The organism is Oceanicaulis sp. (assembly GCA_040112665.1).
Lineage (GTDB): Bacteria > Pseudomonadota > Alphaproteobacteria > Caulobacterales > Maricaulaceae > Oceanicaulis.
On the sequence record CP157796.1, the window covers coordinates 1,290,965 to 1,315,107 of the forward strand.

Genomic DNA, 24,143 nt, shown 5'->3' on the forward strand with positions numbered 1-24,143 from the left:
TTTCATGGCAGGCAAGGGCGCGGTGATCGTCGTCGAGGACGAGATCATTGTCGGCATGGATCTGGCGATGAGCCTTGAGAGCGCGGGTTACACCGTGATCGGGCCCTACGCCTCGGCCAGCGCCGCGCTGGCCGCGCTGGCGGACGCCGAGGCCGAGCCGGTCGCCGGCGTGCTCGACGTCAATCTCGGCGACGGGCAGACCAGCGAACCGGTCGCCGAGAAGCTTCAGGCGATGGACGCGCCCTTCCTGTTTCTGACCGGCTACGCCTCGGGCCGCAACGCGGTGTTCGAGCGCTTCCCCGACATCCCGCGCCTGTCAAAGCCCTGCATGCCCGAAGCGCTGATGGCCGCGGTCGACCGGATCGCGCGCAACGGGCGCAGCGCCTAGGCGCGCTCGACGACCGGGGCGCCCGCACGGCGCGCGCCGCCGGGCTCGTCGCCTTCCAGGCCCAGCGCGCCGAGCATGGCCGCGTCCGAGCCCAGCTCCGGGTTGGGCGTGGTCAGAAGCTCCTCGCCGACGAAGATCGAGCCTGCGCCGGCCAGGAAGCACAGCGCCTGCAGCTCCCGGCTCATCGTCTCCCGGCCCGCCGACAGGCGCACGACCGAGGTCGGCATGATCAGCCGCGCCGTGGCGATCGCACGGACGAAATCGATCCCGTCCAGCGGCGCCGAGCCCGAGAGCGGCGTGCCCGCCACGTCCACCAGGTGATTGATCGGTACGCTTTCAGGATGCGGCGTCAGGCCCGCGAGCTCGGTCAGAAGCCCGATCCGGTCGGCCTTGTCCTCGCCCATGCCGATAATCCCGCCGCAGCAGATCTGGATGCCGGCGTTCCGGACGCGCGCGAGCGTCTGTATGCGGTCGTCCCATGTCCGTGTCGTGATGATCTTCGCGTAGTATTCCGGCGAGGTGTCGAGATTGTGGTTGTAGAAATCCAGCCCCGCCTCGGCCAGACGCTCGGCCTGGCCGTCGGCCAGCATCCCCAGCGTCATGCAGGTCTCGAGCCCCAGCGCCTTCACCCGCTGGATCATGTCGATGATTTTCGGCTCGTCGCGTTCCTTAAGCTCGCGCCAGGCCGCGCCCATGCAGAAGCGCGTCGCACCGCCCTCCTTGGCCTCTTTCGCCTTGGCCTCGACGGTCTCGGGGTCCATCAGCTTTGAGGCTTTCAGGCCGGTGTCGAAATGAGCGGATTGATTGCAGTAGCCGCAATCTTCCGCACACCCGCCGGTCTTGATCGACAGAAGCCGGGATTTCTGGACCTTGTTGGGCCGGTGGCGCGCGCGATGCACGGTCTGCGCTGCGAAGATCAGATCGGCGAAGGGCGCGTCATGGATCGCGGCGACGTCCTCGCGCGTCCAGTCGAAACGGGGTTCGGCGAGCGCGTGCGGATCGGCTAGAAGGTCGGTCATGGTCAGAAAATCATCCTCCGGCGGCGACGCGCACCGTAGAAACACCGTTCCGAAGGGGCAAGCACCCGGGACCGCTTCGCTGCTCACCCGCCGCGAAGGCCGGGCCGGCGCTGCCCTGGTCGCCGCCGCGATGGGCGTCATCGCGCTCATTCCCGGCCCGTCGGGGCCGCCCACGCTGATCGGCTGGGACAAGCTCGACCATCTCGCCGCCTTCGCCGCGCTGACCGTGCTGGCGCGCTGCGGCTGGCCGTCCTTGCCGCGCTGGGCGCTGGCGGGGATCGCTTTCGCCTACGGGGTCGCGATCGAGATCGGCCAGGCGACCCTGACACAGGGCCGGGTCGCTTCGGCGTCGGACGCGGTCGCCAACGGGTTCGGCATCGCGGCCGGGCTCGCGCTGGCCTGGGCGTTCGGCCGGGTCGGGCGCGCCCTGCCGATGCTAAACCGCCGCAGATGAGATCGCCGCCGCACGTCCCCTTCCGCGCCGGCCCGCCGGGCTTCGCCCCGGCGCTGAGCCCGATCGACCCGGCCAGGCGCTTTGATCCCGATACGGAAGATCACGTACTCGGCTGGAAGGCGGGACTGCTGGACAGGCCTGAACACGTCTATCGCGCGGCGCCCGAAAGCGCCGATGCCGCCACCGAAGCCGCGCGCCTGGTCGAGACCGATCTGGGCGCTCCGGTCACCGGCGATCTCCTCGCCGCCTCGCGGCTCGTCAGCGACGATCTGGTGGTGATGGAGCGGCGGGGCGAGGACTGGATCTGCACCGCGCTGACCCTGACCGCGCCGACCTTTTTCAGCGTCGATCATGCGTTTCGCGGCGGGCTCGGGGCCCTGCACGGCCCGGTGCCGGACGGCGAACGCCTCGCCCGGCGGATCGGCCGGGTCTTCGACGGTCTGAGGGACGGGCTGTGCCTGGAACGCTTCAACTGGACGCTTCAGCTGGACGCCGAGCGGCATACGCCGGACGCCGCGCCCCTGCGGGAGGCCGCAGGCAGCCTCGATCCCGACGCGGCCGCAGACCGGCTGCATCTGCGCGTCGAGCGCCAGACGATCACCCGCTTGCAAGGAAGCGGCGCGGTGCTCTTCACCATCCGGGTGTGCCTCGATCCTGTGGACGCTCTCGCACCGGACGACCGGGCGGCGCTGGCCGCCGCCTGGCGCGGGCTCGGCGCGGAAGGGCGCCGCTATAAGGGCTGGGCGAGCTATGAGCGGGCGGCGGAGGCGCTGTTTAACCGCTGGGGCGTCTGAATAAAAAAGGGGCGCGGCTCGCACCGCGCCCCTTGGGTTCAGGCTTTCGCCCCGGCTCAGGTGATGATGGTCTCACCGCGCTTGAGCTTTTCGTCGGCTTCGCGCGCCATGGTGGCGACGACGCCGGACAGGAACAGGATGGCCAGAAGGTTCGGGAAGGCCATCGACGCGTTCGCGATGTCGCCGAACCGCCAGAGCGTGTCGGTGAACGCCGTGGCGAGACAGCCCAGGAATACCACGCCGATCCACAGGAAGCGGAGCGGCAGGCTGGTCCAGTCGCCGAACAGATACCCCGCCGCCTGCTGGGCGTAATAGCTCCAGCCGATAATCGTGGTGAAGGCGAAGAGCGCCAGCGCCACGGTGATGATCCACTGACCGCCCGGTATCGCATTGGCGAAGGCGGCCGTGGTGATCGCCGAGGAATCCAGCGTCGACTGCCAGGCGTAGGTCACCGTGCTTCCGTCCGCACCCGGATAGGCGCCTGCGGAGACCAGGATGACCAGCGCCGTCATGGTGCAGATCACGATGGTGTCGATGAACACCCCGATCATCGCGATCTCGCCCTGGGCGACCGGCGACTTGGTCTGCGCGGCGGCGTGCGCGATCGGCGCGGAGCCCTGGCCGGCCTCGTTGGAGAACAGCCCGCGCGCCACCCCGTAGCGGATCGCCTGCAGCACGCCGTAGCCGGCCGCGCCGCCGACGGCCTGCTCGAAGCCGAACGCGTAGGAGAAGATGGTCACGAAGGCGCCGGGCACCTTGTCGATGTTCAGCACGATCACGACCAGCGCGCACAGCACATAGAACACGGCCATGAAGGGCACGACCTTGCCCGCGACCGAGCCGATCGACTTGATCCCGCCGATGATCACCAGGAACACCAGCGCGGCGAGCACGCCGCCGACCGCCCAGTTGGGGATCGCCGTGCCGAGCTCGTTGCCGGTCTGAAGCACCGATTCGGCGATGGAGTTCGCCTGGATCATGCCGCCCGTGGCGATGGCCGAGATCAGGGTGCCGATGCAGAACAGCGCCGCCAGCCAGCCGAACGGACCGGCCAGGCCCGCCTTGCCTTTGTTCAGGCCGTTCTTGATGTAGTACATCGGCCCGCCATGGATGCGGCCGTCGGCGTGGGTCTCGCGGTATTTAACCGCCAGGCTGGATTCCGCGAACGCTGCGGCCATGCCCAGAAGCGCGGTGATCCACATCCAGAAGATCGCGCCCGGCCCGCTCAGCGAGATCGCGGTGGCGACGCCGGCGAGGTTGCCGGTGCCGACCTGGCCGGACAGGGCGGTGGACAGCGCCTGCCAGGGCGTGATGTCGCCGTCTTTGCCCTGCGCCTTGCGGCCGGCCCAGAGCTCGGACACCGCCGGGGCGAACCGCCTGAGCGGGCGAAAGCCCAGCCGCAGCATGAAGAACAGGCCGGTGCCCAGAAGCACCACGGCGAGCACGCCGACGGGCAGGATCTGAGCCCCGTTCCACGAGCCGCCCCAGATGAAGCCGGACACGTTGTCGATCAGGGCCACGAGCCCTTCGGTGAATTGAGACACGCCACTCCCCCGGTGTGTTTATGATCGGGGGAGATTAGTCGAGCCGCGGAAAAGGGGAAGAGGCGGCGTGTACATGGCGCTGCGCCGCCTCTTCAGACCAGATCGGATCAGGACTTCGGCGGCTCCGGCGTGTCGTCCGAGGCGCTGGGCGCAGGCATGGGCGTCTCGCCGTCGCCCAGCTTGTGGTCGCCGTCGTCGCCGGGCCGCGCGCCGTGGCGCTTGGCGATGGCGAAGACGGTGCCGGACAGCAGGAGCAGCGCGATGAGGTTGGGCGCGGCCATCATGCCGTTGCCGATCGAGGCGACCGTCCAGGCGAGATCATTGGTCCAGATCGCGCCCACGAACACCACCACGCACCACATCACGCGATAAAGGAAGATCGGCTTGGTGCCGACCATGAATTCGAGCGCGCGCTCTCCGTAGAGCGCCCAGCCCAGAATGGTGGTGAAGGCGAACACCATCAGGCCGAAAGTGACGATCCACTCCCCGCCGGGCAGCGCCGCGCCGAAGGACTGGGCGGTCACGTCCGCGGCCGAGGCGATGCCCGACTGCCAGACCCGCTCGGTGTCGGCCAGAACGTTCGCGTCGACCGCCGCCTCGAAGGCGGCCGGCTCGATCTCGAGCCCCGAGGCTTCGCAGGCCTGCAGCGCGGCGAGCACCTGCTCGCCGCCCGCCGAGATCGCCTCGGCGCGATTGTCGAGATCGGACTGCGGGGCCGCCAGATAGAGCCCGGTGATCGTCGTGCCTTCAGGCGCGACGAGCAGGCCGGCGTTCTCGCACTGGCCCAGAGCGGCGCGGGCGGGGTTGTACTGGAAATTGCCCACGGCGGTGAGGATGACCAGCGCGGTCATCGTGCACACCACGATGGTGTCGATGAAGGGGCTCAGCATGGCTATGGAGCCCTGACGGTGCGGGTTGCGCGTCTGCGCGCTGGCGTGCGCAATCGCCGCCGAGCCCAGGCCGGCTTCGTTCGAGAAGCTGCCCCGGTTCGCGCCCTCGCGGATCGCCGCGGCCAGCGCCGCCCCGATGAAGCCGCCCGCCGCCGCGCTGCCGGAGAACGCGCCTTCGAAGATCGAGAAGAAGGCGGCCGGAACCGCGTCGGAATTGACGATCAGCACCGCCGCCGCGCCGACCACGTAGGCCAGCGCCATCAGCGGCACGAGGATCGAGGCGACCCGGGCGATGGACTTCACCCCGCCGATGATCACGAAGAAGACCAGCCCCGCCAGCACCGCGCCGGTGATGATCGCCGGCACGCCGAGATTGGATTCAAACAGGGCCGCGACCGAATTGGACTGCACCAGATTGCCGGTGCCGAACGCGGCGATGGCGGTGCACAGGGCGAACAGCCAGGCCAGCCAGATCCAGCCTTTCCCGAGCCCGTTCTTGATGTAGTACATCGGCCCGCCGACATGCTCGCCGCGATCGTCGACCTCCCGGTAGGTGACCGCCAGCACGGCCTCGGCGTATTTCGTCGCCGAACCCACCAGCGCGGTCATCCACATCCAGAACACCGCGCCCGGACCGCCCAGCGTGATCGCCGTGGCGACGCCGGCGATGTTGCCGGTGCCGATCGTGGCGGACAGCGCGGTGAACAGCGCGGCCAGCGGGCTGATCTCGCCTTCGCTCTCATCCTCCTTCTTGGGCTTGGAGAACATCATCGCGAAAGCCGCCGGCAGGCGGTAGATCGGCATGAGTTTCAGGCCGATGGTCAGATAAAGGCCGGTGCCGAACAGAAGGGCGACGAGAACCGGGCTCCAGACCCAGCCGTCGATTTGGACGAGCAGCTCTTGCAAGGCTTCCATGGCGCGCGTGGTCCCCTGAGGTCGGCCGGTTTTCCGGCCTGTTGCTTCGTTGTCGAAGAAAGGCGCGCCGCGACCTCACTCGCGGCGCGCCCGCCTTCCTCAGGACGCAGCCTAGCGCTGTGCGCCGGATTTTCAAAAGGTTTCGCCCGCAGGGGCGCGCTCAGCCCTGCGCAGGGTCGGCGTCCGGGGACGCCGCCTTAGACCCTTCGCCCCGGAAATACCGGCTGCCATGAGGCTCGGCCCTGCCCTTGGGGTCGGGATGGATCAGCACGTCGGCGGCCGGATAGGCGGCCATCACCCGGCGCTCTGCGGCGACGACGATCTCATGGGCGTCGGTCAGGCTCTGATCAGGGTCGAGATCCATGTGCATCTGGATATGGATGAACGGCCCCGAGGCGCGCGTGCGCAGCTGATGCACGCCCAGCACGGCGGGATCGTCGCCGGCCAGCGCAACGATCTTCTCCCGGTCGGCGTCGGGCAGTTCGCGGTCCATCAGGCTTTCATAGGCGTTCTTGCCCACCTCGAAGGCGGTCCAGAACAGCCACAGCGCCACGCCGAAACCCACGACCGGGTCGGCGCGCTCAAGCCCGATCGGGCCGGCCAGAACGATGCCGGCGATCACCGCCACGTTCGCGCCGAGATCGGAGAAGTAATGCGCCCGGTCGCCACTGACCGCCAGCGAGCCGGTCTTCTTGATCGCGCGGTTCTGCGCCCAGACCAGCCCGATCGTCAGCACGATCGAGAGCGCCATCACCGACAGCGCCGTGTTCGTCGCGCTGATGGGTTCGGGATCGAGGAAGCGAATCACCGCCTCGCGCATCAGAAGCCCCGCCGAAAGCGCCACCAGCATGCCCTGAAACAGGCTCGCCAGCGCTTCGGCTTTGCCGTGCCCGTAGCGATGCTCTGCGTCCGCCGGGCTCGCCGCATAGCGCACGGCGAAGAAGGTCACGAGCGAGGCGAACAGATCGAGGCCGCTGTCGGCCAGCGAGGCCAGCATCGCCACCGAACCCGACAGCGCATAGGCGATCACCTTGGCGATCACGAGCGTCAGAGCCACGCCGACCGACAGCGTCGTCACCTGTCCGGTGATCTTGCGCGCCTGGCCGGGGGGAAGCTTGCCGGGGCCGGCGTCCAGGGAATCGTGAGGCATGTGAGGCTCGCTGCGAAGAAACGTCCGCCGGGCTTGGCGAAGCGCCCGGCCCGTCGCACTGTGCCCGCGCGGGCGTGGTCAGGACAAGCGAGCGGTCATGGGCCTTGTGTATCTTCTCGTGCTCGCCCTCATCCAGGGCGTCACCGAATTCCTGCCGATCTCTTCCTCGGCGCACCTGATTCTGGCGCCGGAAATCTCCGGCGCGGCCGATCAGGGACCGCTGGTGGACGTGATGGCCCATCTGGGCACGCTGTTCGCGGTGCTGGTCTATTTCCGGCGCGACATCATCAACGTCGCCGCGGGCAAGCTCGCCTTGCTGCGCGGACGGATCACGCCGGGCGGCCGGCTGGTCCTGCTGATCGCGATCGCCACGCCCCCGGTTCTGATATTCGGCGGCGCGCTTTACGTGACCGGCCTCGCGGACGCGCTGAGAGACCCGCTGGTGATCGCCTGGGCGACGCTGATCTTCGCGGCCCCGCTCTGGCTCGCCGATCATTACGGCAGGCAGGTCGAGACCGCGGAAACCGTGAGCTACCGCTCGGCCTTCCTGATCGGCGTGGCGCAGATGTTCGCCCTCATTCCCGGCGCCAGCCGGTCGGGCGTGACCATGACCGCAGCGCGCGCGCTGGGCATGACCCGCAGCGAGGCGGCGCGCTTCTCCATGCTGATGGCGATCCCGGTGATCGGCGCGTTCGGCCTTCTCGCCGTGATCGAGCTCGCCCGCGGCGCCGATCCCGGCGCGAGCCTGGGCGACGGCCTGATTGTCGCAGTGCTCAGCTTCTTCGCCGCCTGGGCGGCCATCGCGGTGCTGATGCGCGTCGTCGACAAGGTGGGCTTCCTGCCCTTCGTGATCTACCGGGTCGTGCTGGCGGGCCTGCTGTTCTGGTGGGTGCTGGGGTAGGGCGCTAAGCCTCAAGCCCCGCCAGCGCGCGTGCGAAGGCGGTCGCGTCGAAGGCCTGAAGATCGGCTTCGCCTTCGCCGACGCCGATGAAGTGGATGGGCAGGCCGAATTTCTCGGCGACCTGGACCAGCGCGCCGCCCTTCGCGGTGCCGTCGAGCTTGGTCATGATCACGCCGGTGACGTTGGCGGCCTCCATGAAGGCCTCGGCCTGGCTGATCGCGTTCGAGCCGACCGTGCCGTCGAGCACCAGCACCACGTGATGGGGCGCGGTCTCGTCGATCTTTTTCAGGACGCGGACGATCTTCCGGAGCTCGTCCATCAGCTCGGCCTTGTTCTGAAGCCGTCCTGCCGTGTCGATCAGCACCGCGTCCGCGCCGTTGCGGCGGCCGGTCTCGAACGCGTCATAGGCGAGCCCCGCCGCGTCGGACCCGATCGGACGGCTGAGGAAGCTGGCCCCGGCGCGTTTGGACCAGACTTCCAGCTGCTCGACCGCGGCGGCGCGGAAGGTGTCGCCTGCGGCGGTCACCACGTCTGCGCCCTCTCGCGTCATCTTCACCGCGATCTTGCCCAGCGTCGTGGTCTTGCCCGAGCCGTTCACCCCGACGAACAGCACGACCTGCGGGCCGGCGCCGGACATGTCGAGCGGCTGGGCGTAAGGGGCGAGGGTTTCGGCGACCACCTCGGCGACGGCGCTCTTGATCTCGGCGGGGCTGACATCCTTGTCGAAGCGCTCGCGGGCGAGCTTGGCGCTGACGCGCGCCGCCGCCGGCGCGCCGAGATCGGCGGCGATCAGCAGGTCCTCGAGCTCCTCGAGCGCGGCGTCGTCGAGCTTGCGCTTGGTGAAGACCGCCGAGACCGAATCCGAAAACCGCGAGGAGGATTTCTTCAGACCCGAAGCGAGACGCGCGAAAAAGCCCGGCTTGTCCGGCGTATCGGCGGGGGCGTCGTCCGGCGCGTCCTGAGGGTCGCTTTCAGGCGCTTCTCCGGGGTCGGGCTGGGGCGGCAGGGAGGCGGCGGGGATCTCTTCGGGCGTGTCGCTCGCCGGTTCGATCACCGAGTCCGCGCCTTCGGGTAGGGGCTCGGCCGTCTCGCCCGCCGGATGGCGCATCACGCCGGGCCGGTCGATCGCCTCGCCGCCTTCGGATTCCAGCGGCGGTTCGGGATCGGGCGAGGGCTTGGCTGCCGTTTCGGGTTCGGAGATCGGCGCAGGGGCGTCCTCAAGCGCCGCGTCTTCGGCCTGCGGCTCGTCGGGTGGAGACTCGGCGAGGGGCGCGGCCTCGGGCGAAGGCTCCTCAGCCGGCGCGGATTCGACCGTTTCAGGCGCCGCCTCGTCCTGGGGCTTTTTCTTTTTGCCGAAGCCGAACTTGAACCAGCTCATGCCGCCTCCGTCGCCACGCCGATGAGCCGCGCTCCGTCATGACCGGTGGCGCGCGCCCTTAGAAGCGCGCCGGGCCGGGCGGGGGCGTCCAGGATCATCGGGGTGAAGTCCTCGGCCCGCGCCGAGCCGGGCTTCTCCATGATCACGGTCAGCTCCGCACCGACGCGCGAATTCAGGTGCCGGACCAGCGCCTCTTCGCCCTTGGCGCGCAGGCGCGCGGCGCGCTCCTTGATGACCGCGCCGTCCAGCTGCGGCATGCGCGCGGCCGGCGTGCCCGGGCGCGGCGAGTAGGGGAAGACGTGCAGGAAAGCCAGGCCGCACTCGTCCACGAGCTTGAGCGAGTTTTCGAACATCGCCTCGGTCTCGGTGGGAAAGCCCGCGATCAGATCCGCACCGAAGGCGATCTCGGGGCGCACGGCCCTCAGACGCTCGGTCAGCGCGATCGCCTCGGCCCGCAAATGCCGGCGCTTCATGCGCTTGAGGATCATGTCGTCGCCGGCCTGAAGCGACAGGTGCATATAGGGGCAGAGCCGCTCTTCCTCGGCGACCGCGCGGAACAGATCGTCGTCGATTTCGATCGCGTCGATGGAGGACAGGCGCAGGCGCGGCAGGTCGGGGACCTGTTTCAGGATCGCACGCACCAGCCGGCCGAGCTTGGGCGTTCCCGGCAAATCCTGGCCCCAGCTGGTCAGATCCACCCCGGTCAGCACCACCTCGCTATGGCCGGTCTCCACAAGGCGGCGCACCTGATCAACCACCTCCCCGGCGGGGGCGGAGCGGGCGTTGCCACGGCCGTAGGGGATGACGCAGAAGGTGCAGCGATGGTCGCACCCGGTCTGCACCTGGACATAGGCGCGCGCCTTGCCGTCCAGCCCGTCGACCAGATGGGAGGCGACTTCGCGCACGCTCATGATGTCGCCGACCTCGACGGACCCTCCGCTGACCGCGCGGGTGCGGAAGGTCTCGGGGCGCAGCTTCTCGGCGTTGCCGATGACGCGGGCGACCTGGGGCATGTTCGCGAACATGCCGGGGTCGATCTGCGCCGCGCAGCCGGTCACCACGATCTCCGCGCCCGGACGCTCGCGCTTGAGCCTGCGGATGGTCTGGCGCGCCTGACGCACCGCCTCGCTGGTCACCGCGCAGGTGTTCACGAGGATGGTGTTCGTCATCCCGCCCGCACGCGCATGGTCGCGCATCACCTCGGACTCCCAGGCGTTCAGCCGGCAGCCGAAAGTGACGATGTCGACGTCCTCGCCGCCGTCCGAAGCGGCCGGCGGGGCGGGGTTTTCCACAGGTGCGGTCATGGCCGCGCAAAGTGGGCGCGGCGAGCCGTCCGGTCAAGGCGGCGCATGCGCGCGCCCGCTATGCGTCGTCGGCGGCGTCGCCGCGCGCGTCGCGTTCGAGCCGGCCCTGATCCAGCCCGCCGCCGTCCTCGCCCATATGCACCAGCGCGCGGGCGATGGCGTGGGCGGGATCGATGCGCTCGGTCAGCCCGATCTCGTCGCAGATCGGGTGGTAGGACCGGTCCTCGATCTTGGGGATGACCCGCTCGATGCCGGCCGCGCGGCCCACCAGGGCGGCGATGATGTTGTCCTTGTCGTCCTCGCACAGGCAGTACATCACCTCGACCTTGCCCGGATCGGCCTGCTGCAGGATGTCGGGCCGGGCGCCGTCGCCGGCGATGAAGGCGACGTCGAGATCCTGGGCCTGATCCTCGAACGTCTCCCGGTCGGGATCGATGACGATGACGTCGTCGCCCCGGTCGGCGAAAGCGCGGGCGGCTTCGATCGACAGGGGCGTCAGCCCGCTAATGACCACGCGCATGGCGGCCTCCTTGGTTCAGCTTTTCCGGGGCGCGCCGCCCAGCCAGGTCGGCGGCCAGACCAGGACGAACAGCGCGACGAATTCGATCCGCCCCAGGATCATGCAGGCGATGATCACAGCCTTCAGTCCCGGCTCCAGCTCGGGTCCGATCACGCCGACCGACAGGCCGGCCGTGCTGACCGCGCTGACGACGTCGAACAGCGCCGCCACGCCGTACCCGGCCAGCTGAAACGGCAGCCAGGCGGCGAAGATGGTCGCGATCGAGAGTACAGCGACGGTCAGCACGCCTTCGAGCTGTTCGCGGCGGACCAGCCGGCCCTGCGCGCTCAGCCGGGTCACCGCGTCGGGCGGAAGGCTCGTGCGCTGAAGGCTCAGGCGCACCATCGCCAGAACGATCATCGCGCGGAAGGTCTTGATCCCGCCTGCAGTGGAGCCCGAATTCCCCCCGATCCACATCGCCGCCATCATGAAGACGAGCCCGGCGGTGGGCAGATCGGACGGCGCGATGGTGGTGAAGCCCACGTTCGTCTGGGCGGCGAGACCCATGAACGGGGCGTGCCGCGCGATCTCTCCGGCCGAATAGCCCTCGAGCGCCATGAACCCGGCCAGGCCCGCGATCGAGATGGCGGCGAGCACGAACAGGGTGATGACGTCGTTGCGCAGCGAGTCCGGCAGGCGCTTTCGCCTGAGCGCGTAGAGATAGAGGCTGAAGCTGATCGCCCCCAGGGTGGAGAACCCGATCAGGATGATCTGCGGCGCCGCTCCGCCCAGATGCGCCGCGCTGTCTGAATGCGGCGCGAACCCGCCGGTGGACAGCGTCGACAGCGCGTAGAGCAGGCTGGTCCAGGCGTCCGGCCCGGTCGCCCAGAGCGCGAAAAAGCACGCGAGCGAAAGCGCGACATAGACCACCACCATCATGCGCGCGCGCTCATGGGCGGGCGCGAGCGGATCGTCGCCCATGGGCTGGGCCTGGTTGAGCCGCCGCGCCGCGCTGGCGCCCGCCCCGCCCATCAGCCCCAGCACCAGCACCGCGAAGCCGAGCCCGCCCACCCACTGCATCCAGGACCGGGTGAAGAGCAGGGTCTGGGGCAGCGTCTCCGGCGCGGGCAGGACAGAAAGCCCTGTCGTGGTCAGCCCCGCCACGGCGAGGAAGATCGCGTCGATCGCGCTGAGGCCGAACACGCTGAGCGCCCAGGCCATGCACAGCGGCGGGATGATGAAGGCGAGCGCCATGACCACCAGCGCCTCGTTCAGGCGCGGCGCCTGGGGCCGTTTCGATCGCGCCAGAAGGCCGAACCCGGCCAGCGCGGCGAACACCCCTCCGAGCCGCCAGGCGAACCCGGTCTCGCCGTTGATCAGCGCGACGATCGCCGGGACCAGCGGCATCGGCGTGAGCGCCAGACACGCCAGCGCACCCAGATGGGCGGTCACGCGCGGACGCACGGCGTAGCTCAGGATCGTCGCGCTCTTGTCCATCCGCACTTAACGCGGCGAAGCGGCGCGGAGTGCCTTACTCGGCGTCGAGCACCATGATCTGCGCGTCCAGGCCCCAAGCCTCGGCGCAGGAAGCGGTGAGCGCGTCGGGCTCGGCGACCCGGAGCAATTCGAGCATGATCTCATCGACGATCATGCAGCCCTCTGCATCGTACTGAACTTCGGGGTGGCCCTCGAAAATCTGCAGCCAGTAAAGGCTGTGGTGAAAAACCGCGTCGCGCGGCCTGCCCCGGGCGTAATCGAGGGCGAGCGCATTCGGCTCGCCGGTCGCCCACCACCGGCGAATCCCGAGATCGAACCCGCGTTCAGCGTCATAGATTTCGGGAGTGACGATCGCGTTGTACCGGTAGCTCGCGATCACGCAGTCGATCGCGCCGACGTCGAACCGCCCGAAGTCGTCGGCGAGCCGCTCGGGGTCGCCCCGCCATGGCGCGCACGGCTCGTCCTTCGCACGCAGCGCCCGGGTTTCCTCGTCCGGCGCACATGCGAAGGTGGCCAAGCCCAGGAAAACAATCACTGTTCGGACAAACCGGAGCAAACTTGTCCTCCCTTTTCGCCTGAACTCTTAAATCCCCATCTGCCTCGCGGCGAGGTCGCGCATGATCTCTTCGGAGCCGCCGCCGATCGCCATCACCTTGACCTCGCGATAGATGCGCTCGACCGCGCAGCCCCGGAGATAGCCCGCCCCGCCGAGGATCTGCATGGCTTCGGACGCGCAGAACTCCGCGGTCTTCGAGCCCAGCACCTTGACCTTGGCGAGCTCTGCGGCGGGCAAAGGCGCGCCGGCCTCGCGCGCCTGGTTGATACGCCAGGCGATGATCTGCAGATACGCGTCGAGCGCGTCGATCTTCATGCTCATGTCGGCGAGCTTGTGACGGATGACCTGATGGCCGACCAGGGGCTTTCCGAAGGTCTGACGCTCGCGCGCCCAGGCCAGCGCGTCGTCGAAACAGCGCCGCGCCATCCCCAGGCACCCGGCCGCGAGGCTCAGCCGCTCGTAATTGAAATTGTCCATGACTGCGAGGAGGCACAGCCCCTCCTCGCCGAGCTGCGCGGACGCGGGCACGCGGCAGGCGTCGAAGTGCAGCGTCGCGGTGTCGGAGCACCACCAGCCCATCTTCCTGGCGATCGCGGTGCGGGTGAAGCCCGGCGCGTCGCCGGGCACGAGGAAGAGCGAAATTCCGCCGAACCCCTCCCCGCCGGTGCGCGCGCCGACCACGAACCAGTCCGCTTTCAGACCGCCTGTGATGAAGGTCTTCTCGCCGTCTATCACCCAGTCTTCGCCGTCCTTGCGGGCGCAGGTCCTCATGCGGGCGAGATCGGATCCGCCCGAAGGCTCGGTCATCGCCAGCGCGCCGCCCGACCGGCCCGAGACGATGTCGGGCAGGCAGGCGGCCTTCTGCGCGTCCGTGCCGAGCGTGACGATCGGGCCGGTCATGATGTTGCGCGAGCCGAGCGAGGCGTTCACCCCGCCTGCAGGCGCGTAGCCCAGCGCCGCGCCCGCATCGAGCCGCATCAGCGCGTCGTCGAAGCCCAGCCCGCCATGGGCTTCAGGCACGCCGAAGCCGAACAGGCCGAGCGCGCCGGCCTTTTCGTGCAGCGCCCAGGGAAAATCGCCCGCCTCGTCCCAGGCGTCGGCGTGCGGTTCGATCTCGCTGGCGACGAAGCGCTCGACGGTCTCGCGGAACGCCTTGCGTTCAGGCGTGTCGAAGGGCCGTGCCTGCGGGCTGGCGGCGTCTTTCATGAAACCTCCCCGGTCGTTTCGGGAAAGGTTAGACGCCGCAGCGCGCCGGTGGAACGGCTCAGCGCCGCGGCGTGCGCCGCTGGGGCGGCCGTGCGGCGTAATAGACCCCGGCGGTGCGCTGGACGTCGAAGCTGAACGGATCGCCGAAGGCGCTGGCGTTGGCGAACACGGCGGTGTCGCCGCGCGAGAGCACCATCGGCGCGTCACCGCCCAGCTTCACGGTCAGCTCGTCCATCGCCGCGATCTGGTCCGCAGCCACGGTCCTGAACTGAGCCGGGGCGAGCTCGCGCCCGGTCATGCGCACCTCGGCGGTCATGTCGAGCCGGTTGCCGCTGCGCTTGAGCGTGATGGACTGATCAAAGGCGGCGTTGCTGCGGGCGACCTCGAACGGCTCGACACCGGCAAGGCCCGGCCCGTCCAGCGTGATGGTCGCTTCGTGGCGGGCGTGGAACGGCCAGGTCAGCGCCAGCGGCGCGGTGCGCGAGCCGCCCGAGGGCGGGTCCACGGGAGCCAGGCCGAAGACCAGCGCGAAGAAGCTCGCCCCGTTGCTGGCCGCGTTTCCCTGAACGAGGCTCACCTCGGCGTCGACCACGGCGGTGACGGTGTTGTTCGCCTCGTCATAGGCGAGGGTGACCGGCGAGACGAGCTGGTTGAAGGCGAAGCGCTCGCCCACGGCCAGCTCGCGCAGGCTCGCCAGCGTCGCCTCGCGGCCGGCCAGCGCGTCGAGCACGCGAATGGAATCCGCCGCCGGGCCGTGGAAGGTGAGGGTCGTCTCGATCCGGCCGGTGAAGCCGTCGCCCTCGGCGATCAGCACCGCCTGGTCGCTGGCCGACACCAGCGGCCGATCATAGCTGATCTCGACGTCGTGCAGCGCGTCGCTGCCGTCCGCGATCAGCACCTTGCCGTAATCGGCCTGGCCGATCGCATCGAGGCGGCCGGCCTGTTCGAACAGGGTGGGGTCGAGCCAGTAGCGCTTTCCGTTCCGCTCCAGCGTGACGATCACATGATCGAACGCGCCCACCGACGGCGCGAACTGATCGAGCCCCGGTCCCAGCGTGGTGTTGGCGAGCGCCGCGCCCGCCTCGACGCCCATCGCGTCGAGTAGCGAGATCAGCAACAGCGTCTTCGCCTTGCAGTCGCCCTCGCGCAGGCGCAGCGTCTCGCTCACGCTCTGCGGGGTGTAGCCGCTGGCGCCCAGCACTTCGGCGAAATAGCGGATTTCGCGCTGCACCCAGAACAGGGCGGCCGCAATACGGTCCTCCTCAAGCGGATGCTCGGCGGCGATGGACGCGGCGAGCGCCTCGACTTCTGCGGTGACGTCGGGCCGGTAATGGCCCTGCGCCCAGGACGAGATCGCCTCCCAGTCTGTCATCATCGAGGCCGAGACCGCGCCGTTGGCCAGCCGCCATGCGGGCTGGTCGGCCAGCCGGTCCCGGCTTGTGAAGGGGCCGTCCACATAAACTCGCTCGATCGCGCCGAGCCGGCTGGTCTCGCTCAGCGCCTCGAACGGGGCGAGGGTGCGGATCTTCGCATCGCCCGGCGCGCGCAGCGACAGGCGGACATGATCGGCGCCCTCCATGGCGGGCGGCTCGACGAAGGCGCTGCGCGCGATCGCGCCCTCGGGCACCTCCATCACCGTGGCGTAGGTCAGGGCGACGAAATCGCCCGGCTGCACGCCGGGCACGCGCAGGATCACCTGATCGACCCCGACCATGATCTGCCCGTCGAAGGACTGCGCGGCGCCGGCGCTGACCGCGAGATCGGCCAGCCGGTCCAGCCGCTCGCCGTCGCGCACGATGTCGGCCTCGAGCAGGAAGAAGCGGGCGGTCTCGCGCGGGATCTCGAAGGTGTAGACCGACGCGCCCTGCACGCCGAACCGGTTGACCACTTCGGCGACCATGCGCGTGACGGTGATCGGGCGCGGTCCGGCGATGGATTTCTGCTGGTCCAGCAGGCGCAGGCGCAGCGGTTGCTGGCGCGAGCCGGGGCTGACCTCGGTCGGGGTGAAGGCGTGATCGGGGGCGGGGCGGACCCAGCCCGGCTGCGGCGCGGTCCACACCGTCACGCCGCCGGTTTCCACCAGCACGCTCGCCTGTTCGATCCGGTCGCCGGCGGGCTCGCTGCTGACCGCGTGCGTGGCGGTGAAGATCGCCATGACGGCGAGAAACGCCGTGAGGCTTGCAAGCGCGACGCGGACCATGGCTGTCCCCCCTCGGATCGCCGGAAAATGGTTAACGAGCTTCAACCTTCGGCAAGCCGAGCGCAAGGGCGGCGCGAAATAAATCGATTATCAGCGCCCGAGATCAGCCCTTGAGATAGGCGCGCTGGCGGTCCACCTCGGAGACGATGGCGGCGAGCGCCTCGACTTGCGCCCCGAGGGCCAGCCTGCGGCCGCGCGGCAGGCGTTCGCCCGACCGGCCCAGCAGAGTGACTTGCGTGGACCCGGTCGACAGATCGTGCCGCCAGAGTTCCTTTCTGACGTGCGGCGCGCCGGATTGAAGCGCGTCATGGAGCGCCTGATAGACCGCCTGTTCGGCCTCGCTCGCAGTCTCGACGTAAAGCGCGTCGAGATCGCCCATGAGCTTGGCGTCGTCCATCTGCCGGTCGGCGTAGGGGCTGGAGCCGGTCTTGGTCTCGATCAGCACCGCCTCCCAGCCCGACGGTCCGTCGCGCAGGAAGATCCCGTCGATCCCCTGCGGGCCGCCGCCGCGCTTGCCGTTCACCGGACGCCAGCCCTCGCGCGCCATGGCGAGAATCGTCAGCGCCTCGCCGAACGAACCCTGGTCGTGGGTGGCGGGAAAATCACCGCTCGTCAGTGTGCGGACGGGAAGCCCCGCAGCGAGCGCGGGCCGCGCGGCCGGACCGGCGGGCTGCTCTGCGGCGATGGTGCGGCTTGAAAGCCCCGCGCGCACGGCGGCGCCGACGAGCCAGGCGGTCAGCGCGCTGAGCCCGAACGTGATCGCAATGCCGACAAAAAACGCCATGCCGTCCCCCGACGGCGACGGTGATACAGGCTGAAGCCTTGAGAAACCAGAGCCCGGCCTAAAGCGAGCGGAGCGTGCGCTCGGCGGCGTTGCGCGCAAAGCGCAGGGTGAGGGATTTGCGCCGGGCGGGCGACAGGGTCTGGACCGGGCTTTCACGCAGCACCGCGCCGCCGAACCCGTCGGCGATGATCAGCCCGGTCTCGCCGGGCAGCATGTCGCGGGGGAAGCGCTCGGACACCGCGAAATAGAACCGGTCGCACCAGGCGAAGTATTCGGGCCATTTGCCGTCGGCGCGGAAGTCCGCCACGCCGGACTTGATCTCGACGATGACGATCTCGCCCTTGCGCCCCAGCCCCGCCAGATCGGCGCGCCGTCCGCAGGGCAGGGTGAATTCGGGAATGGCCGTCACGCCGAGATCGAGCAGCAGCCGCGCGGCGCCGCGCATCAGCGCCCGCGCGTCGTCGATCGCGGGATTGTCCGCCCGGGCGGGGAAGGAAGGGTCGGTGAGCGCCATGGGCGGCACTATGTTCGAATTATGTTCCGGCCGCAAGCCGCCCCGCCGTCTGGCTCGCAGCGCGCGGGCTTGCTAGGAAACGCCCATGAGCATCGATGCGAAAACCTGGGCCGGCGCGGCCCCGCCGTCCGAAGACGATTTCCTGGCGCTGGCCGAGACCGCCTGGTCCGAGCTGCCCGAGCCGTTCCGCAAGATGTGCGGCAACGTGGTGATCCAGGTGAGCGACTTCGCCCCGCGCGAAGTGCTCGACCATTTCGAGATGGACAGCGAATACGAGCTGACCGGGCTCTATCACGGCGTCGATCTGACCGAGAAATCGATCGCCGACGCCGAGGCTGGCCCCGATTACGTCTTCCTCTACCGCCTGCCGATTTTGCTCGAATGGTGCGAACGCGGAAACGTCACCCTGTCGGAGCTGATCACCCACGTCCTGGTCCACGAGATCGGCCATCATTTCGGGCTGTCAGACGAGGACATGCACGCGATCGAGGATGCGGTAAATTAGAGGTTTAGCGTCACGCCTTCCCACTACCTCGCTTCCCGGCCAAGCGCGTCAGCGCGCCGAGCCGGGATCCACCGGAAACACTCAGCCACCTGGCTGAGCGCATGCGGTAGGTCCCTGTGTATCGGTCGTGTGCCATGATGATTGCGGGACGGAGGCCGATAGGTCCCCGGGCGGTCGAGCCCGAGAGCCGGCTCAGGCCCCGTCCCGCTTGCACATCAACAACCTGAACAGTTGCACGAGGCTGGTTGCAACAGACCTCGCACCACAGGGACAGGCACGATGACTTTACCTGATCGCTACGTCGGATGCGACGTGTCCAAGCTCTGGCTGGACGTTTTCGACCCCGCCCAGGGCCGGGCGTGCCGCATCCCCAACACCTCCGCCGACGCGGCCCGGCTGGCCGCCTCGATCGCCGCCACCGGCGGCTTCGTCGTCTTCGAGGCGACGGGTGTGTATGACCAGGCTCTGCGCGCCGCGCTGCATGCGGCCGGTGTTCAGAACGCGCGCATCAACCCCACCACCGCCCGGCGCTTCGCCCAAGCCACCGGCCGCAAGGCGAAGACCGACGCGCTGGACGCGGTCGTGCTCGCAGATCTGGGCGCCCGGCTCAGGCCTGCGCCTGACCCCGCGCCGTGCCCGCACCGTGAACGGCTGGGCCGGCTCGGGCTCAGGCGCGACCAGCTGGTCGCCGCCCGCAAGGACGAGATCATCCGGCTGAAGGCGACCGGCGAGCCGATCCTGATCGACAGCTTGAAGGCGCACATCGCATGGCTGGACGGCGCGATCTCGGCCATCGAGCGCGAGATCGCCGTCCTGATCGCGGCCACCGAACTCAACGACCAGGCCCGCCTGCTCGCTACCGCGCCGGGCGTTGGGCCGGTCACTGCGCAGGTGTTGCTCGCGCTGATGCCCGAACTGGGCGCCAGCACCCCCAAGCGTCTCGCCGCGCTCGCCGGGCTGGCCCCGTTCAACCACGACTCAGGTCAGCTCAAGGGAAAGCGCTGCATCTCCGGCGGGCGGCGGCGCGTGCGATCCGCCCTGTTCATCGCCGCCATGATCGCCGCAAGGCTATGCCCGGACCTGAAAGCCTTCGCTGACCGCATCCAGGCGCAGGGAAAGCCCAGAAAACTCGCCCTCATCGCCGTCGCCAGAAAACTCCTCACCCGCCTGAACGCCATGCTTAGAGATCAAACCGCCTACAGCACCGCATAACAGTTGCCGGGTCTCCCCCCGGACGACGTCCGGGGTCCGCAAGGGAAGCGAAGGAGGGGCGGGTAAATCCTACCCCAGCTTCCGCCTCACCCAGTCGGGCACCACTTCGCTCGCCGGGCCGTATAGCCGTTCGTCGAACATCGCGCTGACCTCGCCGGGCTCGAGGGTGAGTTCGACGGTCCAGGCGCCGGCGGCCTTGGCTTCCTGAACGAAGCCGGCGGCGGGCCAGACCGTGCCCGACGTGCCTACGGCGAGGAAGAGATCCGCCTGGCTCAGCGCGTCGTAGATCTGGTCCATCCCCAGCGGGATCTCGCCGAACCAGACGACGTGAGGGCGCAAACCGCCCGGCTTTCCGCATCCGGAGCATGCGCGCGCCGTCGTCATGTCGGCGGTGTCCGCGCCGAGCCAGCCGCAGCGCTGACAACGGGTTTTCAGAAGCTCGCCATGCATGTGCAGCAGGTTCGCCGAGCCGGCCTGCTCGTGCAGATCGTCGATATTCTGGGTGACCAGCAGGAAATCGCCGCGCCCGGCGAGCATCCAGGCCTGTTCGAGCTCGGCCAGGGCGAGATGGGCGGGGTTGGGCCGGGCGTCCTTCAGGTTCTTGCGCCGGGCGTTGTAGAAGTCGAGCACGGCGTCCGGGTCTTCGGCGAAGCCTTCGGGCGTGGCGAGCTTCATCGGATCGAACTTCGCCCAGATCCCGCCTTTGTCGCGGAAGGTGCCGAGGCCCGATTCCGCGCTGACGCCCGCGCCGGTCAGGATGACGATGTTCTCAGGCCCCGTGCTCATGACTGAACGCTAGCCGCCTGCAGCCGCGTTGTCAGGCGTGCGGGCCCATTCGCTGCGCACGTCCGGGTCGGTCTCGGCGGGCAGGCGCGTGGAGCGCTCGGTCTCGAACCGCTGCGGATCAAGACGGCCGAGCGCCCAGACCGCCGCGCCGCGCACCAGCGGGCTGTCGTCGTCGAGCCGGTCGAGCACGGCGGGCAGCGCGGCCTCGCCCGGCGCGTTGCCCAGCGCGATCGTCACATTACGGACGAACCGGTCACGGCCGATGCGCTTGATCGGCGAGCCGCGGAAGTATTCACGAAACCCCGCATCGCCGAGCGCGGCGAGGTCGGCGAGCTTCGGGCCCGTCAGTTCCGCGCGCGGATGAAAGGCGGTTTCCTCGGTGACGCGGGCGAACTTGTTCCACGGGCACACCGCCAGACAGTCGTCGCAGCCGTAGATCCGGTTGCCCATCGCGGCGCGGAATTCCGCCGGGATCGGGCCCTTGTGCTCGATGGTGAGGTAGGAGATGCAGCGCCGCGCATCGATCTGATAGGGGGCGGGAAAGGCGTTCGTCGGGCAGATATCCAGGCACGCCCGGCACGAGCCGCAATGATCGGTCTCGGGCGCGTCAGGGGTCAGCTCGGCTTCGGTCAGCATGACGCCGAGAAACAGCCAGCTGCCGTGCCGGCGGCTGACGAGATTGGTGTGCTTGCCCTGCCAGCCCAGCCCCGCCTTGTGCGCCAGCGGCTTTTCCATCAAGGGCGCGGTGTCGACGAACACCTTCACCTCCGCCCCGGTCTCGCGGTGGAAAGCCGAGGCGAAGCGCTTCAGCCGTTTTTTCAGGACGTCGTGATAATCCCTGTTCTGCGCATAGACGCTGACCGCCGCTTCGTCCGTACACTGAAGGATCGCCAGGGGATCGGTCTCCGGCCCGTAATCGAGCCCCACCACGACCGCCGATTTCGCGCCGGGCCACATCGCCGTGGGCCGCACCCGGCGCTCCAGCGTGTCTTCCATCCACGCCATCGTGCCGTGCCGGCCCTGCCCGACGAAATCGCGCAGCCGGGCCTCGGCGTCCCACGCCTCGTCAGCCCGGCAGATCCGCGCCTCGGTGAACCCGGCCTCCAGCGCGAGGGTGCGGGCGCGGGCGGAGAGGTCCGCCTCAGCCATCGCCTAGAAATCCAGATCCTGATAGCCGTTCGCGGGCGGCATGCCGGGCAGGCGGTCGGCCAGCAGCGGGCGGAAGCTGGGGCGGCATTTGATGCGCTCGTACCAGGCCTTGGCGGCGGGGTAGGAGTCCCAGGGCACGTCGCCGAGATAATCGATGCAGCTCAGGTGCGCGGCGGCGGCGAGATCGGCCAGGGTGAAGCGCGGCCCGGCGAGCCCGTCGCGCACCTCCAGAAGCTTTTCGACATAGTCGAGATGCCAGCGCAGGAAGTCGCGCCCCTCCCTTATCGCCTCCATGTCCGGCGCGCCCAGCCCCTGCACGCGCTTTTCGAGTTTTTCGTGGAGCAGGAAGGCGCTGACCTCGGCGTCGAACTTGCGGTCGAACCAGTGCGCGATGCGTCGCGCCTCGGCGCGGTCGGCCGGCCCGCCGGGCAGCAGGGCGGGCTCGGGCTTGATCTCCTCGAGATATTCCAGGATCGCGCGCGCCTCGCACACCGTCACCCGGCCGCCCGGCGCGTCATCGACCAGCACGGGCGGCAGGCCCGACGGGTTGAGCGCGGTGAGGCCTTCAGGGGCCTCCCAGAACTTCCAGGCTTCGAGTTCGAAGGCGAGGTCCTTCTCCGCCATGGCGAGGCGGGCCTGACGGGAGGCGGGGTCGAGGGGCCAGTGGTGAAGCGTGCGCATGCGCGCCATGCTAGCGGTGTTCGCCACGCCGCTTAAGCGGTCTTCTCACAGAGGTTTCGGGTTCAGCCGGCGTTTCAGGAAATCGGTGAAGGCGCCCTTCGTGCGCGCGGTCGCCTCGGCGTCGTAGCGCAGGGCGGAGTCGGGGTGATGGTCGGGCTCGTCATAGCCGTGGGTCACCCCGCCCAGCGTGGACCAGCTGACCGCCGCGCCGGCGTCTTTCGCGCGGGCGAGCACGCTCGCGGCGTCGTCCTCGCTGGCCATGGAATCGCCCTCCACCAGCACCGCCTCGATCGGGCAGGGCGGATCGATCGCGTTGCGCCGGGCGAGCGCCGGGCCGCTCACATAGGGGTAGACGAGGAATATCCCCCGCACGCCCGCGAAGGGCCGGGAGGGCGCGGCCTGCATCCCGTCAGGCGGGATGCGCAGCTGCGCCAGCGCCAGCCCGTCCAGGATCGTCCAGCCCCCATGGCTCCAGCCCGCGATCGCCAGCCTGCGCGAATCGAGCCTGGGATCGGTGCGCGCCACGTCGAGCGCGGCGTAGAGATCGCCCGCCCGCTCCCGCCCCCACAGCACCCGTCCCGTGCAGACCTGGGCCAGCGCCGCCTCGTAATCGATCCCGCGGGGTTTCAGGCTGTCGACGATCACGGCTGCGCAGCCCGCCTTCACCGCCGCGTCGGCGTAGGCCTGGGTGACCTGGCGCACCCCGCCGCAGCCGTGAAGGATCAGAACCGCGGGAAACGGGCCCGGCCCCGGCGGGTAGAGGGTCCGCATGTAAGGCTCGATCAGCGCGCGGCGGGCGGCGTATTCGGCGCGGCGCATGTGACGGCCGGTGAGCCGGCGCCACAGCGCGTACGCCACGCCCGCCGCGAACGCGGCGAGCACGGCGGCCAGCCCGCCCGCGATCCAGAGCGCCGTCGTCATCGCCGTTCCCAGATAGACCCTGCGCCGCAATAAGCCCCGGTGCGGGCCGAGGTTCAAGCCGGGCGGGGCCGAATGCGGACCGGAACGCCGCTTCCGCCCCCGCGTTGGTCAGCAAACAGGCAAGGAGGGCGCTCTCATGGCCACCCCGACCCACACCAAAACCCCCAAGCCCGCACGCCGTCACCTGCTCGCAGGCATCGCGACCGGCGCCGGGATCGGCGTGGCCTTGGGCGTTCTGACCGCCGTCGTGCTGGTTTACGTGCTCGGCGCGGTGAAGTTCGACGAGGAACTCGCCGCGCACGCCTTCCTCTATTTCGCGTTCGAGGCGGGCTTTCTGGGCGCGGTGCTCGGCGGCGCGATCGCCGGGCTCAGCCGGCTGAGGAACCGGCGGTGATCACTTCAGCCAGCCGCGCCTCTCGCTGAAGCGGGAGAACCACCACAGCGCGGCGAGCTGGGCGCCGATCACGGCGCTGAAGGCGAGATTGCCCGCGCCGAGGATCGCGAACGCGTCCCGCACCCCGAAATGCCAGATCGACGAGATCAGGTAGAGCCCGAGCGCGGCGGCGAAGACGGGCCCGGCGATCCTGCGGCGGAACACCAGAAGCAGCGCCGCGGCGACCGAAGCGTGGACCGTCAGCGCGTAGAGCGCGTCGTACCAGGCCGGGAAGCTTTCGAAATAGGCGGTCTGCTCCGGCGTCATGCCCGCGGGCGGGCCGCCGAGCTGCAAGGACACGTAGCTGAACAGTCCTCCGAGATTGAACACCACCGCCAGCACGGCCACGACATAGAACCAGATCGGCGTCCTCGACGCCGGAGCCACGCTCGCTTCCGCCATGATACCCTCCCTTTTTATAGGGGTAATCTATCGCAACGCAGAGCCGTGGAGAAACAAAAAA

General features: G+C 69.3%; 25 protein-coding genes. 7 read left to right on the forward strand and 18 right to left on the reverse strand.

What is annotated here, in order from left to right:
* Nucleotides 1-4: 4 nt before the first annotated feature.
* Complete coding sequence (locus tag ABL308_06080; GenBank protein ID XBQ17446.1) at nucleotides 5-388, forward strand: response regulator; 384 nt, start codon at nucleotides 5-7, stop codon at nucleotides 386-388.
* Here the strand turns inward: ABL308_06080 and bioB are convergent.
* Nucleotides 385-1,407, reverse strand: coding sequence for a biotin synthase BioB (gene bioB, locus ABL308_06085; protein ID XBQ17447.1), 1,023 nt, complete (start codon nucleotides 1,405-1,407; stop codon nucleotides 385-387). The genes ABL308_06080 and bioB overlap by 4 nt on opposite strands.
* Here bioB and ABL308_06090 point away from each other — a divergent pair.
* Nucleotides 1,406-1,861 carry a VanZ family protein gene (locus tag ABL308_06090; protein XBQ17448.1) on the forward strand — a complete coding sequence of 152 codons (456 nt, stop codon included), beginning with the start codon at nucleotides 1,406-1,408 and terminating at the stop codon, nucleotides 1,859-1,861. The genes bioB and ABL308_06090 overlap by 2 nt on opposite strands.
* Nucleotides 1,858-2,655: a heme-dependent oxidative N-demethylase subunit alpha family protein gene (locus tag ABL308_06095; GenBank protein XBQ17449.1), complete on the forward strand. Its 798-nt coding sequence runs from the start codon at nucleotides 1,858-1,860 to the stop codon at nucleotides 2,653-2,655. Before ABL308_06090 ends, ABL308_06095 begins: the two co-directional genes overlap by 4 nt.
* 56 nt (nucleotides 2,656-2,711) lie before the next feature.
* On the opposite strand, the gene ABL308_06100 is transcribed toward ABL308_06095, so the two are convergent.
* From ABL308_06100 to ABL308_06110, 3 genes are all read right to left on the reverse strand, one after another.
* Complete coding sequence (locus ABL308_06100) at nucleotides 2,712-4,199, reverse strand: sodium:alanine symporter family protein (protein XBQ17450.1); 1,488 nt, start codon at nucleotides 4,197-4,199, stop codon at nucleotides 2,712-2,714.
* Between the two features lie 107 nt (nucleotides 4,200-4,306).
* Nucleotides 4,307-6,004 carry a sodium:alanine symporter family protein gene (locus tag ABL308_06105; protein XBQ17451.1) on the reverse strand — a complete coding sequence of 566 codons (1,698 nt, stop codon included), beginning with the start codon at nucleotides 6,002-6,004 and terminating at the stop codon, nucleotides 4,307-4,309.
* A 160-nt stretch (nucleotides 6,005-6,164) separates the two neighbouring features.
* Nucleotides 6,165-7,154, reverse strand: a complete 990-nt coding sequence (locus ABL308_06110; GenBank protein XBQ17452.1) for a cation diffusion facilitator family transporter — start codon at nucleotides 7,152-7,154, stop codon at nucleotides 6,165-6,167.
* A gap of 97 nt (nucleotides 7,155-7,251) precedes the next feature.
* Here ABL308_06110 and ABL308_06115 point away from each other — a divergent pair, with 97 nt between their 5' ends.
* Complete coding sequence (locus ABL308_06115; protein ID XBQ17453.1) at nucleotides 7,252-8,055, forward strand: undecaprenyl-diphosphate phosphatase; 804 nt, start codon at nucleotides 7,252-7,254, stop codon at nucleotides 8,053-8,055.
* A gap of 4 nt (nucleotides 8,056-8,059) precedes the next feature.
* On the opposite strand, the gene ftsY is transcribed toward ABL308_06115, so the two are convergent.
* The 9 genes from ftsY to mmcB all read right to left on the reverse strand — a co-directional run bounded on the left by ftsY (nucleotide 8,060) and on the right by mmcB (nucleotide 17,993).
* Complete coding sequence (gene ftsY / locus ABL308_06120; protein XBQ17454.1) at nucleotides 8,060-9,433, reverse strand: signal recognition particle-docking protein FtsY; 1,374 nt, start codon at nucleotides 9,431-9,433, stop codon at nucleotides 8,060-8,062.
* Nucleotides 9,430-10,737, reverse strand: a complete 1,308-nt coding sequence (gene mtaB / locus ABL308_06125) for a tRNA (N(6)-L-threonylcarbamoyladenosine(37)-C(2))-methylthiotransferase MtaB (protein XBQ17455.1) — start codon at nucleotides 10,735-10,737, stop codon at nucleotides 9,430-9,432. Before mtaB ends, ftsY begins: the two co-directional genes overlap by 4 nt.
* Nucleotides 10,738-10,795: 58 nt before the next feature.
* Nucleotides 10,796-11,257: an NAD-binding protein gene (locus ABL308_06130; protein ID XBQ17456.1), complete on the reverse strand. Its 462-nt coding sequence runs from the start codon at nucleotides 11,255-11,257 to the stop codon at nucleotides 10,796-10,798.
* 15 nt (nucleotides 11,258-11,272) lie between these two features.
* The gene (locus ABL308_06135; protein XBQ17457.1) at nucleotides 11,273-12,733 is read right to left on the reverse strand and encodes a TrkH family potassium uptake protein; all 1,461 of its coding nucleotides are present in this window, start codon (nucleotides 12,731-12,733) and stop codon (nucleotides 11,273-11,275) included.
* A gap of 34 nt (nucleotides 12,734-12,767) precedes the next feature.
* Nucleotides 12,768-13,250 carry a hypothetical protein gene (locus ABL308_06140; GenBank protein XBQ17458.1) on the reverse strand — a complete coding sequence of 161 codons (483 nt, stop codon included), beginning with the start codon at nucleotides 13,248-13,250 and terminating at the stop codon, nucleotides 12,768-12,770.
* A gap of 66 nt (nucleotides 13,251-13,316) precedes the next feature.
* On the reverse strand, nucleotides 13,317-14,495 hold the full coding sequence (locus tag ABL308_06145; protein ID XBQ17459.1) for an acyl-CoA dehydrogenase family protein: 1,179 nt from the start codon (nucleotides 14,493-14,495) through the stop codon (nucleotides 13,317-13,319).
* A gap of 58 nt (nucleotides 14,496-14,553) precedes the next feature.
* Complete coding sequence (locus ABL308_06150; protein XBQ17460.1) at nucleotides 14,554-16,695, reverse strand: transglutaminase family protein; 2,142 nt, start codon at nucleotides 16,693-16,695, stop codon at nucleotides 14,554-14,556.
* 103 nt (nucleotides 16,696-16,798) lie between these two features.
* Complete coding sequence (locus ABL308_06155) at nucleotides 16,799-17,479, reverse strand: hypothetical protein (protein ID XBQ17461.1); 681 nt, start codon at nucleotides 17,477-17,479, stop codon at nucleotides 16,799-16,801.
* Between the two features lie 58 nt (nucleotides 17,480-17,537).
* Nucleotides 17,538-17,993, reverse strand: a complete 456-nt coding sequence (gene mmcB, locus ABL308_06160) for a DNA repair putative endonuclease MmcB (protein ID XBQ17462.1) — start codon at nucleotides 17,991-17,993, stop codon at nucleotides 17,538-17,540.
* A gap of 85 nt (nucleotides 17,994-18,078) precedes the next feature.
* On the opposite strand from mmcB, the gene ABL308_06165 reads away from it, so the two are divergent.
* Complete coding sequence (locus ABL308_06165) at nucleotides 18,079-18,498, forward strand: metallopeptidase family protein (protein XBQ17463.1); 420 nt, start codon at nucleotides 18,079-18,081, stop codon at nucleotides 18,496-18,498.
* A gap of 279 nt (nucleotides 18,499-18,777) precedes the next feature.
* Nucleotides 18,778-19,710: an IS110 family transposase gene (locus ABL308_06170; protein ID XBQ17464.1), complete on the forward strand. Its 933-nt coding sequence runs from the start codon at nucleotides 18,778-18,780 to the stop codon at nucleotides 19,708-19,710.
* Nucleotides 19,711-19,779: 69 nt separating this feature from the next.
* On the opposite strand, the gene ABL308_06175 is transcribed toward ABL308_06170, so the two are convergent.
* From ABL308_06175 to ABL308_06190, 4 genes are read right to left on the reverse strand one after another with little or no spacing between them, the layout of a single operon-like run.
* Nucleotides 19,780-20,496, reverse strand: a complete 717-nt coding sequence (locus tag ABL308_06175) for an NAD-dependent deacylase (protein XBQ17465.1) — start codon at nucleotides 20,494-20,496, stop codon at nucleotides 19,780-19,782.
* Nucleotides 20,497-20,505: 9 nt separating this feature from the next.
* Nucleotides 20,506-21,645, reverse strand: coding sequence for a tRNA epoxyqueuosine(34) reductase QueG (gene queG / locus ABL308_06180; protein XBQ17466.1), 1,140 nt, complete (start codon nucleotides 21,643-21,645; stop codon nucleotides 20,506-20,508).
* A 3-nt stretch (nucleotides 21,646-21,648) separates the two neighbouring features.
* A complete protein-coding gene (locus ABL308_06185; protein XBQ17717.1) occupies nucleotides 21,649-22,335 on the reverse strand; it encodes a glutathione S-transferase family protein in 687 nt (228 codons plus the stop codon).
* A gap of 36 nt (nucleotides 22,336-22,371) precedes the next feature.
* Nucleotides 22,372-23,247, reverse strand: a complete 876-nt coding sequence (locus ABL308_06190; GenBank protein XBQ17467.1) for a dienelactone hydrolase family protein — start codon at nucleotides 23,245-23,247, stop codon at nucleotides 22,372-22,374.
* A gap of 136 nt (nucleotides 23,248-23,383) precedes the next feature.
* Here ABL308_06190 and ABL308_06195 point away from each other — a divergent pair, with 136 nt between their 5' ends.
* Nucleotides 23,384-23,641, forward strand: a complete 258-nt coding sequence (locus tag ABL308_06195) for a hypothetical protein (protein ID XBQ17468.1) — start codon at nucleotides 23,384-23,386, stop codon at nucleotides 23,639-23,641.
* Here the strand turns inward: ABL308_06195 and ABL308_06200 are convergent, their stop codons facing one another.
* Entirely contained in the window at nucleotides 23,642-24,082 is a 441-nt protein-coding gene (locus ABL308_06200) for a hypothetical protein (protein ID XBQ17469.1), read from the reverse strand.
* Between the last annotated feature and the right edge of the window lie 61 nt (nucleotides 24,083-24,143).

Coding starts and splice junctions, on each gene's coding strand:
- ABL308_06080 (XBQ17446.1), top strand. CDS start 5: ATGGCAGGCAAGGGCGCGGTGATCGTCGTCGAGGACGAGATCATTGTC.
- ABL308_06090 (XBQ17448.1), top strand. CDS start 1,406: ATGGTCAGAAAATCATCCTCCGGCGGCGACGCGCACCGTAGAAACACC.
- bioB (XBQ17447.1), bottom strand. CDS start 1,407: ATGACCGACCTTCTAGCCGATCCGCACGCGCTCGCCGAACCCCGTTTC.
- ABL308_06095 (XBQ17449.1), top strand. CDS start 1,858: ATGAGATCGCCGCCGCACGTCCCCTTCCGCGCCGGCCCGCCGGGCTTC.
- ABL308_06105 (XBQ17451.1), bottom strand. CDS start 6,004: ATGGAAGCCTTGCAAGAGCTGCTCGTCCAAATCGACGGCTGGGTCTGG.
- ABL308_06110 (XBQ17452.1), bottom strand. CDS start 7,154: ATGCCTCACGATTCCCTGGACGCCGGCCCCGGCAAGCTTCCCCCCGGC.
- ABL308_06115 (XBQ17453.1), top strand. CDS start 7,252: ATGGGCCTTGTGTATCTTCTCGTGCTCGCCCTCATCCAGGGCGTCACC.
- ftsY (XBQ17454.1), bottom strand. CDS start 9,433: ATGAGCTGGTTCAAGTTCGGCTTCGGCAAAAAGAAAAAGCCCCAGGAC.
- mtaB (XBQ17455.1), bottom strand. CDS start 10,737: ATGACCGCACCTGTGGAAAACCCCGCCCCGCCGGCCGCTTCGGACGGC.
- ABL308_06130 (XBQ17456.1), bottom strand. CDS start 11,257: ATGCGCGTGGTCATTAGCGGGCTGACGCCCCTGTCGATCGAAGCCGCC.
- ABL308_06135 (XBQ17457.1), bottom strand. CDS start 12,733: ATGGACAAGAGCGCGACGATCCTGAGCTACGCCGTGCGTCCGCGCGTG.
- ABL308_06145 (XBQ17459.1), bottom strand. CDS start 14,495: ATGAAAGACGCCGCCAGCCCGCAGGCACGGCCCTTCGACACGCCTGAA.
- ABL308_06150 (XBQ17460.1), bottom strand. CDS start 16,695: ATGGTCCGCGTCGCGCTTGCAAGCCTCACGGCGTTTCTCGCCGTCATG.
- ABL308_06155 (XBQ17461.1), bottom strand. CDS start 17,479: ATGGCGTTTTTTGTCGGCATTGCGATCACGTTCGGGCTCAGCGCGCTG.
- mmcB (XBQ17462.1), bottom strand. CDS start 17,993: ATGGCGCTCACCGACCCTTCCTTCCCCGCCCGGGCGGACAATCCCGCG.
- ABL308_06165 (XBQ17463.1), top strand. CDS start 18,079: ATGAGCATCGATGCGAAAACCTGGGCCGGCGCGGCCCCGCCGTCCGAA.
- ABL308_06170 (XBQ17464.1), top strand. CDS start 18,778: ATGACTTTACCTGATCGCTACGTCGGATGCGACGTGTCCAAGCTCTGG.
- ABL308_06175 (XBQ17465.1), bottom strand. CDS start 20,496: ATGAGCACGGGGCCTGAGAACATCGTCATCCTGACCGGCGCGGGCGTC.
- queG (XBQ17466.1), bottom strand. CDS start 21,645: ATGGCTGAGGCGGACCTCTCCGCCCGCGCCCGCACCCTCGCGCTGGAG.
- ABL308_06185 (XBQ17717.1), bottom strand. CDS start 22,335: ATGGCGCGCATGCGCACGCTTCACCACTGGCCCCTCGACCCCGCCTCC.
- ABL308_06190 (XBQ17467.1), bottom strand. CDS start 23,247: ATGACGACGGCGCTCTGGATCGCGGGCGGGCTGGCCGCCGTGCTCGCC.
- ABL308_06195 (XBQ17468.1), top strand. CDS start 23,384: ATGGCCACCCCGACCCACACCAAAACCCCCAAGCCCGCACGCCGTCAC.
- ABL308_06200 (XBQ17469.1), bottom strand. CDS start 24,082: ATGGCGGAAGCGAGCGTGGCTCCGGCGTCGAGGACGCCGATCTGGTTC.